The 13,944-nt window shown below is 59.0% G+C and carries 18 protein-coding genes; 4 read left to right on the top strand and 14 right to left on the bottom strand.

The window, feature by feature from the left end; genetic code table 11:
• Positions 1 to 46: 46 nt before the first annotated feature.
• The 11 genes from BRX37_RS19350 to BRX37_RS19300 all read right to left on the bottom strand — a co-directional run bounded on the left by BRX37_RS19350 (position 47) and on the right by BRX37_RS19300 (position 8,478).
• The gene (locus BRX37_RS19350; RefSeq protein ID WP_206434184.1) at positions 47 to 2,407 is read right to left on the bottom strand and encodes a hypothetical protein; all 2,361 of its coding nucleotides are present in this window, start codon (positions 2,405 to 2,407) and stop codon (positions 47 to 49) included.
• A gap of 7 nt (positions 2,408 to 2,414) precedes the next feature.
• On the bottom strand, positions 2,415 to 2,705 hold the full coding sequence (locus BRX37_RS19345; protein ID WP_017501285.1) for a phage tail assembly protein T: 291 nt from the start codon (positions 2,703 to 2,705) through the stop codon (positions 2,415 to 2,417).
• Positions 2,706 to 2,743: 38 nt separating this feature from the next.
• Positions 2,744 to 3,151 carry a hypothetical protein gene (locus BRX37_RS19340; protein WP_125988787.1) on the bottom strand — a complete coding sequence of 136 codons (408 nt, stop codon included), beginning with the start codon at positions 3,149 to 3,151 and terminating at the stop codon, positions 2,744 to 2,746.
• Position 3,152: 1 nt separating this feature from the next.
• Positions 3,153 to 3,569: a phage tail tube protein gene (locus BRX37_RS19335; RefSeq protein ID WP_125988785.1), complete on the bottom strand. Its 417-nt coding sequence runs from the start codon at positions 3,567 to 3,569 to the stop codon at positions 3,153 to 3,155.
• Positions 3,570 to 3,653: 84 nt separating this feature from the next.
• The gene (gene gp17 / locus BRX37_RS19330; RefSeq protein ID WP_164522489.1) at positions 3,654 to 4,013 is read right to left on the bottom strand and encodes a tail completion protein gp17; all 360 of its coding nucleotides are present in this window, start codon (positions 4,011 to 4,013) and stop codon (positions 3,654 to 3,656) included.
• On the bottom strand, positions 4,013 to 4,462 hold the full coding sequence (locus tag BRX37_RS19325; protein ID WP_125988783.1) for an HK97-gp10 family putative phage morphogenesis protein: 450 nt from the start codon (positions 4,460 to 4,462) through the stop codon (positions 4,013 to 4,015). The genes gp17 and BRX37_RS19325 overlap by 1 nt, the downstream gene beginning before the upstream one ends.
• Positions 4,459 to 4,782, bottom strand: a complete 324-nt coding sequence (locus BRX37_RS19320) for a phage head closure protein (protein WP_125988781.1) — start codon at positions 4,780 to 4,782, stop codon at positions 4,459 to 4,461. The genes BRX37_RS19325 and BRX37_RS19320 overlap by 4 nt, the downstream gene beginning before the upstream one ends.
• A gap of 2 nt (positions 4,783 to 4,784) precedes the next feature.
• A complete protein-coding gene (locus tag BRX37_RS19315) occupies positions 4,785 to 5,294 on the bottom strand; it encodes a head-tail connector protein (protein WP_125988779.1) in 510 nt (169 codons plus the stop codon).
• 73 nt (positions 5,295 to 5,367) lie between these two features.
• Positions 5,368 to 6,504 carry a phage major capsid protein gene (locus BRX37_RS19310; protein WP_017501278.1) on the bottom strand — a complete coding sequence of 379 codons (1,137 nt, stop codon included), beginning with the start codon at positions 6,502 to 6,504 and terminating at the stop codon, positions 5,368 to 5,370.
• Positions 6,505 to 6,511: 7 nt separating this feature from the next.
• Complete coding sequence (locus tag BRX37_RS19305) at positions 6,512 to 7,234, bottom strand: HK97 family phage prohead protease (protein ID WP_017501277.1); 723 nt, start codon at positions 7,232 to 7,234, stop codon at positions 6,512 to 6,514.
• A gap of 8 nt (positions 7,235 to 7,242) precedes the next feature.
• Complete coding sequence (locus BRX37_RS19300) at positions 7,243 to 8,478, bottom strand: phage portal protein (protein WP_017501276.1); 1,236 nt, start codon at positions 8,476 to 8,478, stop codon at positions 7,243 to 7,245.
• A 54-nt stretch (positions 8,479 to 8,532) separates the two neighbouring features.
• Here BRX37_RS19300 and BRX37_RS19295 point away from each other — a divergent pair, with 54 nt between their 5' ends.
• Positions 8,533 to 9,648 (top strand): RelA/SpoT domain-containing protein, encoded by a 1,116-nt coding sequence (locus BRX37_RS19295; protein ID WP_125988777.1) that lies wholly within the window; start codon positions 8,533 to 8,535, stop codon positions 9,646 to 9,648.
• A gap of 16 nt (positions 9,649 to 9,664) precedes the next feature.
• Here BRX37_RS19295 and BRX37_RS19290 read toward each other — a convergent pair whose 3' ends face one another.
• On the bottom strand, positions 9,665 to 11,224 hold the full coding sequence (locus BRX37_RS19290) for a terminase large subunit (RefSeq protein WP_125988775.1): 1,560 nt from the start codon (positions 11,222 to 11,224) through the stop codon (positions 9,665 to 9,667).
• On the opposite strand from BRX37_RS19290, the gene BRX37_RS27380 reads away from it, so the two are divergent.
• Positions 11,168 to 12,004: a hypothetical protein gene (locus BRX37_RS27380; protein ID WP_318276779.1), complete on the top strand. Its 837-nt coding sequence runs from the start codon at positions 11,168 to 11,170 to the stop codon at positions 12,002 to 12,004. The two genes, BRX37_RS19290 and BRX37_RS27380, sit on opposite strands and share 57 nt — an antisense overlap.
• Here the strand turns inward: BRX37_RS27380 and BRX37_RS19280 are convergent.
• Positions 11,985 to 12,386 (bottom strand): hypothetical protein, encoded by a 402-nt coding sequence (locus tag BRX37_RS19280; RefSeq protein WP_017501271.1) that lies wholly within the window; start codon positions 12,384 to 12,386, stop codon positions 11,985 to 11,987. The two genes, BRX37_RS27380 and BRX37_RS19280, sit on opposite strands and share 20 nt — an antisense overlap.
• A 62-nt stretch (positions 12,387 to 12,448) precedes the next feature.
• Between BRX37_RS19280 and BRX37_RS19275 the strand changes: the two genes are divergently transcribed.
• A complete protein-coding gene (locus BRX37_RS19275) occupies positions 12,449 to 13,081 on the top strand; it encodes a trypsin-like peptidase domain-containing protein (RefSeq protein WP_125988773.1) in 633 nt (210 codons plus the stop codon).
• Positions 13,082 to 13,355: 274 nt separating this feature from the next.
• Positions 13,356 to 13,691, top strand: a complete 336-nt coding sequence (locus BRX37_RS19270) for a hypothetical protein (RefSeq protein ID WP_125988771.1) — start codon at positions 13,356 to 13,358, stop codon at positions 13,689 to 13,691.
• A gap of 47 nt (positions 13,692 to 13,738) precedes the next feature.
• Here BRX37_RS19270 and BRX37_RS19265 read toward each other — a convergent pair.
• The coding region (locus tag BRX37_RS19265; RefSeq protein WP_164522488.1) for an HNH endonuclease at positions 13,739 to 13,944 on the bottom strand (206 nt) is incomplete at its 5' end.

The raw sequence follows: 13,944 nt of genomic DNA, 5'->3' as shown, positions 1-13,944 counted from the left end.
GGACAATGGATAGGTCGGCATCCATTATTTAGGCGGATGCCGTTCGTCACATCGTCGGCCGCTGGAACCGGCCCAGCGTTCGATCACTCGCCTGTTTCGACAAGAGCGGCGCCGCCTGGGCGATCCCTTCGTAGACCATGGCGCGCACCATCGCGGGGTCGTTGCTGGTGATGTTGCCAATCGTGACGGCGGGACCGGCCTGGCCCGCGCCGCGTATGCTTCGGAGAGCGTGATTCGGGACCGTGTTGGCTGTATTCCCAACATTGACAATTTCCGGGCCGCGTTCGCCGACCACATAGGTGCCAGCGCGGGTCAGGCCGCCATTAGCGCGCGCGCCGATTTTGAGAGCCGCACCGCCCAGCACGATATCGCCACCACTGCCACCCGCGAGGCTGGTGCCAATCGACCCTAGCACTGATCCAAACAGCGATCCCAGCGGCTTCAAAATCGCTTGCTGGAGGGCGATGTCGATCAGTTTGTCGATGATCCGGTCACCGACCGCTTCGAACGCATCGCCCAGATTTCCGGCACCCCGGATCGCTTCGCGCAGACCGTCGTTGAACGATCCCAAACCTTCCGCCGCCGCGCTGCCGAGCGCATCCTGGATTTCCCCGACAGTGCGGGGGATGCCGTCCAAATACTGTCCCAGCGGTCCCATTGTATCGCGGTTGACCGCTGCCGTGTCGTTGGCCTGGAGACTATCCAGCACGCCAAGGCGGGCCTCCGCGATGGCCTTTTCCGCAGCAGTGGACTGTTTCGACGCAAGGATCGCGTCGATCGAAAGCCGCTCTTGCTGATACTGGAGATCGACCAACCGCAGGCTGATGGCGCGACGGTCAGCGGACGATCGCGCGAGGGACATTTCCGACCCGAACAGGTCGCGACTGTTGTCCAGGGTGGCACGCTGGATATCGAGCGCCTGGCGGGCAAGTTCTTCGTTTTCGCGCAGGTTGATCTCGTCCGCCCGCGTGTATGCGATCTTGTCTTCGAGCAGCTTGAGCGCATCGCCCTGCGCGGCGGTGTATTTGCCGTCGGCCACATCCTGGTCGATCGCCGCCTTTCGACGATCCGTTTCGATCGACAGGATTTCACGCTGGAGCGCCGACTGTTCGACAATTTCAGAGAGAAGGGCCTGTTTCGCGGAAAGCAATTCCATATCGCCGGACGCCATGTCGGCAGTGAAGCGGGCAGACTGTTCGGCTGCGATTTCAGCGGCGGTCTTGCCGGTCGATTTCTTGCCGCCACCGGCGACAGGCGGAAGAGTGCCACCGCCGCCGCCACCATTTCCACCGGCGAGCAGTTTGGCCGCCGCCTCTTCTTCTGCGGTCATTCGCGCCAGGCGGGCGTCGATGGCTTTGATGCGGGCTTCGTTTTTCTTCCACTGCGGCGATCCCTTTCCGATCGCGTCGGCATCGATGCCGACCGCAGCAAGGAGCGGATTCTTCCCGCTATTCTGGGCGACCAGGGCAGCGCGTTCGTCGGTCAGGGTTTTGCGTTCGCCGCGACTATTATATCCCAGCACCGCGCCACCGATACCGCCCGCGATTGCGCCGCCGATCGCGCCGGGAATGCCAGCCATCAAACCGCCGGTGATGCCACCGCCAAGGGCGCCGATAATCGCCAGCGCGCCGGTCGGATTTTGGCTCCAGAACTGCGCCATTGCGCCCGCGATCTTGATCACCTGATCGGCCAGATTGCCGATGGCGTCGGCGTTCTGGACGATCGCGGACGCGAACCGCGCGTCGAGTGTCATCTTCAAAGTGTCGAGCCGGTCGTTGATTTGACCGGCGTTGCGCAGCAGATCGTCACCCAGCACGATGCCAAGGTCGTCGGCCGCGTCGGCGAATTCGTCGAAGCCCTTCGCCCCCTCGCCCATCAGCGCGGTCAGCGTTCCGGCGCTTTTGCCAAAAACCTGCAACGCCGCCGCATTCCGCTGCGACACGGTCGGCAGCTTGCTGATACCGTCTATGGTTTCGCGCAGCGCGGTGTCGAAATCACTGGACGTGACGCCCAGGCTTTTGAAGACTTCGCCCATCGCCTTGCCGCCGCTCTGTGCAGTGCCAAGATTTTTGGCGAATTTCTCCAGCGCCCCGTCGGCGGAAGCGAAATCCGACCCGGTCATCTGGGCCGCGTAGCGTAATTCCTGGATGGATTTGGTTGTCGCGCCGGTGCGATCCGCGAGGTCCACGATCGAATCCGCGTAGTCAAATGCGGCGCGTGCGGCCGACACGAATGCATCGACCGACATCACAGCCAGGAGGCCGCCGACCGCTTTCTTCGCGCCATCCATGGCCGCAGATATTGCTTTGTTTGTGGCGGCCGATTGTTCAGCCGCCTTCTTCATACCATTGATGAACTGGGCGCTCTCCAGCGCCATTTTTACGTAAAGTGAGCCGATGTCTGCCATCGATTATTTAGGTCGATGGCGCCTTCTGAGCGGCGATCCGGGCTTCGAAATAGGCCTCGATCGCGTCATCGAGAGGCGGTCGTGCCAGGTCGCGCAGGTGTGCCGACCATTCGGGATCACGGTCCAGCCAGTGAATTTCGGCTGTGCCGTTCAGCGCCTTATATTGCAGGGCGAGCACATTGCGGAAGCGATCGTCTTCGACCGGCGTGCCAAATGGTTCGACATCGTGGAACGCGGCCCATTCGTGGAATTCGTCCATCGACATGGTCGCCGACAGTTCCTCAACCGTCCGGCCCATTTGAAGAGCCAGGCGGAAGAGAAACCGCCGATTAGGGTTCAGTCTGAACTTTTTTTTAGCGCAGCCTGGTCCGGCACCGTGTTGATCTGCCGGATCGCGATCAGGATCGATTGCAGCGAGGTATAGGACAGCGCGCGGATACGGTCGTGATCGGCCAGATCGAACAGGCGGGCGCCGGTGTCATCGACGCAGCTATAGATGATCTCCAGGACAGCAGCGTCAAAGGGCTTCACCTCGGCAAGACCTTCCCGGTCTTCTTCGTCGAGTGCCTGGTCACGCTGGTAAAGTTCGACCGCGTGTGCGTTTTCGGTCGCGACATCCATCAGCGCTACACGGTCGATCAGGCTGTAGGCGCGGACCATAACCGAGCCGCCCCACTCTGGAATCTCTACCTCAATGGTGGCGGGGGCGGCCGCAAAGATCGCCCCCTTTGAAAGGATCGCCATGTTAGGCGGCGGTGCCCTTCACGACCAGGCCCGACACTTCAAGCGCGACCGAACCGGCGATAACCGCGTCAACACCGCCCGACTTTTCGAACGACAGCACGGCGGCGGAAAAGGTGTAGGTCGCACCGCTCCGAAGGGTGATGACGAATTCGGAAAGTTCGCCCGACAGACGCGCTTCTTCGAGGGCGACCTGACCGGGATCGGCGGGCATATAGTTGAGCGACAGGGTGACCTGACCTTCGTCGGCCAGACCGATCATCTTTTCTTTTGCGTCACTGTCGAGATCGGTCACGTCGATGACGGAAGCGGAACCACCGCCCAGACCAGAAAATCCGGTAAGGCCCTTGATCTGGACCTTGGTCGAACCGTCGGTGATTTCAATTTTCGTTTTGCGGCTATGAACTGCGCCAGATGCCATAATTTATTTGCGTCTCCGTATGATTTTCGACGCAAAGGCGCGCCGGACAAATTATTTAGCCAAAGGCGCGCATTGACCTGTCGATCAGAGGGTCGCGTAAAGACGGAACGTCAGCATCGTGCGAAACAGGCTGGTATCGGTGGTTTCGTCGATCATGTCGGTCTCGCCGGTCCAGGTCACCGACTGGACAGTGTCGTCATCCCATTCAATCATGCGGTCGCGGATGTCGGCCGCCAGTTCCTTCGCGACCAGGTAGGCGAGATCGTAAACGTCGATCTGGAACGTCAGCCAGCCCTCGCCGGTCCAACCGGACAGGTCATCGCTGGGGTCGGTCCCAATCCGATTATACACGACGGCGGGCGTCGAATAGTCGAGCGGAGCGGCGCCGGGATACATGTGCGGTGCAAGGTCCGCGAGATGGGCGACAAGCTGGGCCTCGATCATCACACGCCTGCCTTGTCGAGACGCTTGGCCAGGACAGCTTTGATACGATCGACGGCATCTTCGCTCGCGAGCGCAAAGCCAGTCCTGAAAAATGGATTGGGCGCATTATGAATCGACCCGAATTCGACGAACGAAGCATGATAGGCATCTTTGCCGACGACGATCGCATTGACGACGCGACCAGCTTCCGCCCTGACTTTCCGCACCTTTATGTTGTTGATGATCTTGCTGTGCTTTTCCTGGACGACCTTGCCGCTTTTTCGAGTGCGGTTGCGGATCGAACCCTCCGCGTGCGGGCCAATCGGGACGCCTTCTTTGATCTTTTTCTGGATCACCACGGCACCGGCGCGGTTGGCCGATTGGCCGACCTTGGTCGCGAAATCGTTCGACAGCGATTTCATCCTAGATTCGAGCGCGGCGAAGCCGGTAGTGGTGACGGTGACGGTCATTGCGCCACCCCCTCGACCGTGACGACCAGCGTCGTGCGACGATCCGGTTCGTCGATTGCGGTGATGGAATAGGTCTGACCGTCCACGCGAATTCGGTGCGCGACCGTCAGTCCGGACCGATAGCGGATCAGATAGCGGGCCGCAGGAACGGCCTGGCGACCGGCTCCGCGCGCGATGTCCGACGTGCGCAGTTCCAGACGCTGGCCATAGACGGTCGCGGCGACGGTCCAGGTCGAACGCTCCTGGCCGACCGCGTCGCGGACCTTCGTTTGAACCATGATTTCGATGCGGCGGTCCAGCGCCCCTGCGTCGATCCGCATGGTCAGATGACGATCCGGCGAAAGGGTTGGCACAGGGCCGCGACCGTGCGAAGCGTGGCGTCGTCGATAGCGTGGCGGCTATCGTAGGCCGCACCAACGTAAACGGCGATGGCGTGACGAAGGCTTGCGGGGACCATCTCTTCGGTCGTCCAGCCAGCCGTCACGCGGGCGGTGACCGGGCCAAGGTCGGGTGGAACCACTTCGACGAAGACGGTGTGCCCGTGGATGCTGGCTTCGACGATGTCGATGTCAGTGATCGGGTCACCGGCCTGGTCGAAAAGGGCGACCGCTGTGGAATTGCTGATGGTGATGACATGGCAACCAGGCCCGTGAAGGACCGTCTCGTAATCGGCCGACACGACGATCTGGCCCGTCAGGGCCTGGACGTGATCAACCGCAGAACCGAGCAGCAGGTCGAGGGTGTCGGCATCGACATCGGGATCGAGGCGTAGCCATTCGCGCAACTGGTCGGCGGAAACGGCAGGGAAAGCGGGGGCGGTTACTCTTTTCACCGTCTATTTAGCCGGGCACGAAAAAGGGCCGGGTTTCCCCGGCCCCTCTTTTGGCTTGGCCCTACCGACGCGATTAAGCGGCGGTTTTGAGCAGCTTGTAAGCGTTGGTATCGACGACCACACCACCCACGCGCATACGCGTCTTGAACGCGACGTAGGGATCGTGGCTATAGATGTCGCGGATCATCGAGACGCCGACGCGATCAGCGATCGTGTAGGCGGCCTTGAAGTCACCGAAGGCCATCGACAGCGATCCAGCCGCGACGGCGGGCATGTTCTCGTCTTCGACCACTTCGTAACCCAGCAGGGTCGAAGCCTGGCCAGCTTCCAGACCGGCGCGCCAGATGAACTGACCAGTCGAATCCTTCAGGACACGGGCACGCAGCAGCGCGTCGCGGTTGGTCAGCCACTTACCGTTCGCACGATAGCCAGCCTTCAGCGCCATAGTCAGCGCCACCAGCTTTTCGGGGCTGGTGATATCGGTGGCGGCACCGGACGTGACGTGCTGAACCGTGCCGAATGCGCGGGTCGCGTCGCCGGTCAGCGCGCTGGTGACGTTGAGCAGGCCCGACGGCTTGTTGACGCCATCGCCATTGACGAAGGCAGCGCCTTCCGAGCGGGCGAATTCAGTTGCGACGGACGAGATGATGAATGACTCGATGTCGTATGCGCTGTCTTCCAGAAGCGTCTGGGTCACAAACGGCTTCGCGGTCAGTTCGCCGAACTTCGGCACGATCTCGACGATGGTCGGCGCAGCGGTTTCGTTGCGAACGTCCTTTTCACCGGTCCACGCAGCAGCAGCGCCGGTCGGCGAAAACGGAATGCGGAAATCGGGGGTCGAGACGCTGATCACGTTGGCGATCGAACGCAGGGCGGGAACGTCCTGCTTCGCGAGCAGGATCGCCTGGGCAAGCTGCTTCGGCACGGTATAGCCGCCTTCGGTCGGAACGAGGGTGGACATCGCCTTGGCTTCGATCTTGTCGCCCTTGCGCATGTAAGCGGTGAAGGCAGACTTCGCTTCGGCGTCTTCGGCGCTATGGCCTTCGACCGACGGGCGGTTTGCAGCCTTTTCCATGTCGCGCATCTTGCCTTCGAGATCGGCGATGGCGTTGTTCAGGCGTTCGGTGGCGGCGTCGTCGCGGCGGTCGATCGCAGATTTGAATTCATGCTCAAGGCGTTTGAATTCGTCAAATACGGCAGTGGTAGTCATGTATCTCCTAGAAGTGGAACGAAAGGGTTTTCACGGCCTCTACTGCCGCGTTGTATTTAGCTTCGGCATCGTCATCATCTGACGCTGCGCCTTCTTCGTCTTCGGCCTGATCATCGACCTCGGACTTTTCTTCGTCGGCTTCAGTTACGAGACCGGCGATCAGGTCTTTCGCTTCGCCAAACAGTTCAGCTAGGCGTTCGAGCGACTTGCGCTGCAATTTCATTTCTTCTGTCTCCATGTGGGATTTTACGTCGTTGACGCGGGCAAGGTCGTTCGCGGGGAAGGTCACCAGGCTGACTTCGATCAGCTTCACCTCGGTGATAACGCGGACGGTCTTGCCATCGCGCTTTTCGATCTCCGACGCGGTGACGAAGTAACCGATCGATAGTCCGGTGACGGCGCCCGCCTTGGCGATCGTGTGGGCATCACGGCCCGCCACGGTGTCCAAGAACACACCGGACATCTTGAGGCCGTAGTCATCCTCGTCGAAGCTGGTCCACAAGCCGATCGGCATCGCCATCGCGTCGTGGTTCCACAGCATCACCGGCATGGTCCCGGCCGCTTTATGTTCGGCGATCGACGCCGCAAAAGCGCCAGGCGCAATGATATCGTCGTAGCTGTCGATGTTCGAAAACACCGCGCCGTATCCTTCAAAGGATCGGGCCTCGGTCGTGTCATCGGTCGGTGGCGCGAACTTTACTTCGCGCAGTGCCAGGGCCTTTTTCTGCATATCAATATTTATGCTGCGGCGGTCTGGGCCTGGTCGGGACCGAACAGGTTCGCGGCGGGTGTCAACTTGTCGGCCGACGGATCATCCGAACGGTCGAACCCTTCCATTTCGCGGGCCTCGTTCCGGGTGATGATCCCGGCCGCGATGCCAGCGTTATAGTAGGTCATCCGCTCGACAGCGGTGCCGCGCAGGAAATCGCGATTGTCGAGCGAGATTGTGTAACCGGCTGCGCGCTCTGCCGCCGTCAGCAGATGGACGGACGCAGACTGCACAAATCGAGTGTGCCAATGGGCGTCGGTGTCCTGGTCGTGGGCGATATGCGCCTGCTCGACGCTGGCATAGGACTGTGAGCCGCCGGACTGGAAAACCTTCGTCGGCGACACGCGGAAGAACCGGCAAATCTCTTCGATCTGGAAACGACGGGCTTCGATCATCTGCGCGTCGGTGGCGGTCGAAGACATCGCGGTATAGTCGATGTCACCGGTCAGAATGGCAGTGCGATGCTGTTTACCCGCGCCGGTGTATTGCCGCTCCCAACCTTCGCGAATTTGTCGGACCTGATCGTCGGTCAAGGCGCCTTTTGCGTTGAGTAGACCGGACAACTGGCCGCCATTGACGAACAGGTCGGCGCCGAATTTTTCTGCGTGACGAGCCAGACCGATCGCTTCACGGGCGTTATCGACCGCCGTCATACCTCGGTAGGATAGCCACGACGGCCCCTTGAGGTGCCAAAGCTGATTCCGGGGCACTTCCTGACCATGGAGGAAGTAACGTGCGGGGCCACCAATAACATTGGGGTCCACGATCTGCGTGACCGCGCCGGGGTCCATGGGCAGCATTTCCAAGATTTCGCCGGTGGCGCGATTGCGGTTCAGCCATACATGCGCATTTCCATTCAGCGCGAGGTGAAGGCCGATCTGTTCGCGGAATTCATAGCTAGTCTGCCGGTCGTTCGGGGCAAGATGAAGCAGATTATATATGGCATGGCGGGTCGCCAATTTTTTGCCACGCGCGTCGGCCTGGTGAAGATAGCAAGGCGGCAGTGCCAGACCTTCGGCAATGACGCGGGCACATGCATAGACTGCGCTGATGGCGATAGCAGAAGTTGCGCCCTCCGTTTCCTGACGAAGCCGCGCCTCAATCGTTTCCGCTCCATGGTGCGGCACCACTGTCGTCGAAATGCTTTTGGTCTGAAAGGACTGCTCGACGGCCTGGCCGAACAAAAAGTCAATGATTTTTCCCATCGGGTATTTAGCGCGATGATCCGGCCAATTGTGACGACGGCGCTTTGACTGCCTATGGCCAATGACGTATCTGCGTCCGGTCAATATTCTATGGAACTTAAATTGCGCACATTCCCCGCACCGCCAAAACCCAAGCGATCAGTCAACCGATCCGGGAGGAATATCGCGGATGGTGTCGAGACTCCCGAAGATTTGGCGCTAGTGGATCAGTGGCGCGCAGCGCACGGGTATGTGATCAACACATTCCAAATTTTTTTCAAGCGTCGAATTGAGAAGGCCGGGAGCGGAATAGAGTTCGCACAACGTCTTAAAAGACGAAATACGGTTCTAGATAAGCTTAGAAGAAAGCGGCCAGATGGCACCCGTCTGATGGCCGACGTAACCAGCATGCACGATTTTGCTGGATGCCGTTTAATCTTTGACGACATTAGTTCTTTACGAAAATTTCGGGAGTATATCCATTCTGCCGCTTCGATGGCGAACGTCCATCACAAGCTTCGACACGACATGGAAAAATATGACTACATCGAATCTCCGAAACCTAGTGGCTACCGTGGCATTCATGATGTCTTCCAGCATTTCCCAAGGCCACACCGTCGAGCGGGAACGAATGCGGAGCCTTGGCTGGGCCTTCTCGTTGAAGTCCAATACCGAACTCGCGTTCAGCATGCGTGGGCTACCGCTTTAGAAATTTCAGACCTAATAGATAACCAGCGGACAAAGTTCGATCTCGCCGCGAACGAGCGCGTCATATTCTTTGCCATGGCAAGTGAAATATTGGCGCGATATCACGAAGGCATATCTCGCGCATTTTTGAATAAAAATCTTCATGAATTATGTCGAGATTTTGCAAAACTGGAGAGAAAGCTAAACATTCTCCACCGCCTAGAAGCATTAAAACAGGCCGATGAATTCAACAAAATTCGCAAGCATAACGTTCTGAATATCGCATGGGACAACGGATTCGAAACGAAACTGGAAGTCAAGGCGTTCAGGACATCTACAGAAGCCGTCAACTACGCTACCCAACTAGAAAGCGACCCTAGTAGCTTCAACGCTGTCTACGTTCGAGCGGATAATCCAGCACAGGTGCGAAGCGCATATCGAAACTACTTCAACGATCCGGTGGACTTTGTCCGGTTGGTAAGGAGCGCAATGCGAAACAGTTAACGCCAACGATCGGTTCTCAGAGCCAAATCACCTGCGGCGGGGCGACAGGCGCTGGCGGTTCGACGGACGCGGCTGCGTAAGCCATGATGGTCGCCACCATGGCGTCAATCTTGAGGTGATCCTGGCCGCTGGGTTTGACCGGAATGCGGGTCACGCCCCTGGTCGAGGCGCAGATATTGGCGGCGCACCAATCCAGCACCGCATTTCCGGGATGGACCACCAGGCCGTTTTTCAGGTCTGCCTCGAAATCATCCATCGCCATCGTCCAGGCGCCTCGGTTATTTGCCTGCCAAATCATCGTTGGCACACCGGCCGCCTCGTAACGCTGGCGCACCGCCTCCCCCTGCCACTGGTCGAAGATCGCCACGCGCACGTCGAAGTGTTGCCGCAGCCATTCCAGGCGCTCTTCGGCTTCGGCGAACGATGACGCACTACCAGGCGTCTGGATAAGATCACCGCGTTCGACCCATTCCGCATAGGCCGATGAATTGGGGCTATTGGTGACCGCGCCCTCCGGCACCATAGACCACGGGAAGATCGCCAAGCGCCCATCGTCGAGTGGGACGGCCGCGTTAATGCTGGTCAAATCCTGCTTCGTCGAAAGGTCGGCCGCGAGGAACGCGGGACGCCCAGCGAGCGCCATAATGTCGAGCGTCGGGTCGGCCGCGTTCGCCCAATCGTTCTGATTCAACCATCCGGCCGCCGATGCCACCCATTCGTTCAGGTGTTTGGTGCGTGCCGCCGCTGCCTTCGCCGGGGACTGAAGCGCTTCGTTCAGCTTGTCGCGCAGGAATTCCTCGGAGAGCGATGCGCCGATCGCGGGGTTCGCCTTGATCCAGGAATCGAAATCTCGCCAATCGTCGTCTGCGTCGATCGTCCAGATGGCTGCGAACAGCTTGTCGTCGATCGAACCGCCGCGCAGCACAGCCTCGGCGGCAAGCTGCTCGGTGCGGCAAACGCCAGCTAGGTTGGTGCCAGCGGTCGAAATGACGAGCAACAGGGGTTGACGACGTGCGCCCATGCCGGTTCTGAACGCCTGAATTTGCGTGTCGTCGATGGCCTGGTGAAGCTCGTCGCAGATGGCAAGATGCGGAGACGATCCGTCCTTTGTCTTCGCAATGACGGGCACGAACGATTGACCGGTCGCCTCGCAAAAGACCGATTTCGCCATGACTTCGACACCGAACGTATCGAGGAAATGGGGTGACAATTCGGCCATGCGCTTGGCCGGACCAAATACTTCGCTGGCTTGGGCCAGGTTGGTCGCGCCGCAATATCCTTCGGCACCCGGCTCGCCGTCGGCGAAGACCATGTAGAGCGCAATGGCGGCGGCGATCAGCGACTTTCCGCTTTTGCGCGGCAGCAAGACAAACGCGGATCGAAACCGGCGCAGGCCGTCCGAATTGCGGACCCAGCCGAAGATGTTGGCGATGATCCAGACCTGGAAAGGCTCAAGCCGAATTGGCTGACCGGCCCACTGGCCCTTGATATGGACCAGCGCCTCAACGAACGCACAGGCGTGGTTGATATATTTGGCCGAGAACGTGATGTCGGTGCGGTTGAAGTCATCGAGCATCCGCTGGCACGCGGCGCGGATTTGCCAACAGGCAGGCACCTTGCCAGCGACGACGCGCTTGGCGTAATCGACTGCGGTCCAAGCGTAAGAATTTCGGGGATATCGCACCCGATATTTATGAAAGTCCGCCGCATGCCAAATGCAGATGCCACTAAATCAGAAGCCCAATCTGACCCGACCGCTCCAGAGGACACTTTTTCGATCGATAGATACAACCTGCCAAAAGACTTTCCGACGCATCGACATGACGCAATCTTTTGGGAAGAGCTTGGTCGCGTAGTGGGAACTTTCGGGTTCCTGGAAGAAACATTGACGCGGGCGATATTCGCCCTGACCGCAACCCGAGAATACGACGACACCGAAATCGAGGCTGCGTTGGAAAAATGGCCTGGCGTGCTGGAAAAGGCCGTCACCGATGCCTTGGGTGCGCAGATCGCAACCTTTGATCGAGCCGTTCGGGATCACACGTCCACAGCTTCTGAAACACACGAGGAACTTGTGGGCAAACTCCGTGACGCTGCTGAACTTCGGAACGCCGTATGCCATGGTTCCTGGCGACTACCGGACGATGAAGGGCGCTCTATCCCGTTCTACATCGACCGCAAAAAGCGCCGCTTTGACACTCCAGTTGACGTGGATTTCCTTCGACAAACTCGGCAGGAAATTATTTATCTCGTTGCCGAGGTGATCGATACGGTAACGCGTCTTGGATGGCAGTTTCCTGGATCAGCCGGACCAGGAAAGGTGGTCTGGGAAAAGTCTAACTCGCACGAACGCTGAACGGACTCGTCTTCGCGGGTTCCCCCGCCGCGATCCGCGCGAGGCGGGACTTGGCGCTGGCGATCCCGAAAAGTTCCATTTGCTTCCGCAGTTCGCTGCGAAAGGCCGCGTTCGCCGTTTCCGGGCTGGCGATGAACACCGCCATGGTATCGCAGAATAGGCCAAATGCTTCGCTGTCGATGCTGGTCGCGCCGACGGCGACAACGCGCTCGACGTTCGCCGTCCAGACCGCCTTCGCTTTGTCGGACAACCAGGCTGGCATGACCGGCACGTCGCGCACCAGGTCGGGCGTGATGCTGACGACGTTGTTATCGACGCTTTTCTTGTGGGTGCCAGCTAGCTTTTTGCGCGCTGGATCAGTCAGTTTCTTGCCAGGCTTCATATTTAATATTTAGTAACTATGTTTCGGGCTGTGGCCGTTTTGAACATGGATATGCGAGACCTATGAAAGCTTCACTCCCTCTGCTCCGACGCAAACCGCGTGCCGACGATCCCTTCGAAGACGACTTCGGCGGTGGCTCCGGATTTCTCTTCGCTGGCGGCAACGGCAGATGGATCATCACGGCAGCCCACAATGCGATCGGCGAAAAGGCGCATGAAGATTATTCACGCTGGTCGAATAGGCTGGGGGTCATGCTGCCGGACCAGCGCATGCTGAATATCGATCTGTTCGTTGGCGACCATCCGCGTTTCAATCATGTCGCGCCCATAGATGGCGTTAAACCCGACATGATCGCGATCCCGATCACAGAAGAAGAATTTCGCCTTTGCGCGACCTATTATCGCGCCTTCACGAAAGCGGACATCGTGCAGGTTGTTAACGGCGAAAAGGTCACGGCGTATGGCTATCCGACAGGCGGCGACGGCCCGTGGCCGCCCGCAGAAGCAAGCATGTCCGGCAGTGCGTCGGTGATGACGGCGCGTGTCCTGTTCAACGTCCAGTTGGAGGAAGGATTTTCCGGTGGACCGCTCCTTGACGAAGTCGGTAATCTGGTGGGCCTGTGCGACTCCGCAGATGCGGGCGGCCCGAGCTACACCTACATGGCAGAATTCGTCGCGAACATTCTTAACCTCTGACCTGAAATTTTAATTCGGACGCGTGAAAAAAAGCCTGGGCTGCGGTAGTCCCAATATATGGTATATTATGATTTTACCCGCCCCACTATATGGGACGATTGCGCTGCCGGATCGTGGTCGTCACCGCGATCCGACAGCACGGGAGCAACGTCTCTATTTATGACAACGGACAGTTCCGTAACATCTTCCCCGTCAAAGCAATAAAAATATAGACAGGTAAAAAAAGCTCCACCAAATAGCTCGGGTCGCACCCACGCGACTATTTGGGGGTCTTATGAAGTCATTTGTTTTGGTTGCGCTCTCGGGCGCGGCTTTGCTGGCCGGTTGCGCTTCGACCAACGAGGTCTTGAGCGATGCTCCGAAGGAAATCTTTCGCACCGAAAAGAGCGCTGACGAGGTCGCGTTCTGCTTGGCCAATAAGAACAACACCGCACCGATGCCCCGCGATGACGGTTCGCGCGTCGTTCTGATCAAGAATGGCTACGGCGGCGTTTCGATGGCCTTCTCGGTTTATCCCGAGGGCACCGGTAGTCGGATCGAATATCGTAAGAAATTCGGCACGATCGGCGGCGCTTGGAAGCAGTGCGTTGGCTTGAAGCCAGCCGAATAAGTATTGGTCCAGCGGGGGCAGGATTGCCCCCGCCATCCATGATTGGTTCAACCGTCGAGACGACGCCTGCCGCGCTTGATCCAGTCCGCCAGTTCGATGTCAGCCATGATATCGCGGATGTCGTAACCACGGCGAATGAACCGCGCTTCAACCCTACCTTTCGCATCATTGCAACAGGCGCACGCGGGGGCCAGGTTGCCCCCGTCATTGCTTCCAGCCAGCGCCAGCGCGACGATGTGATCGACCACCCGCG

The organism is Sphingomonas sp. S-NIH.Pt3_0716 (assembly GCF_003950715.1).
GTDB classification, from domain to species: domain Bacteria; phylum Pseudomonadota; class Alphaproteobacteria; order Sphingomonadales; family Sphingomonadaceae; genus Sphingobium; species Sphingobium yanoikuyae_A.
This window is presented reverse-complemented; position numbering and strand designations above follow the sequence as displayed.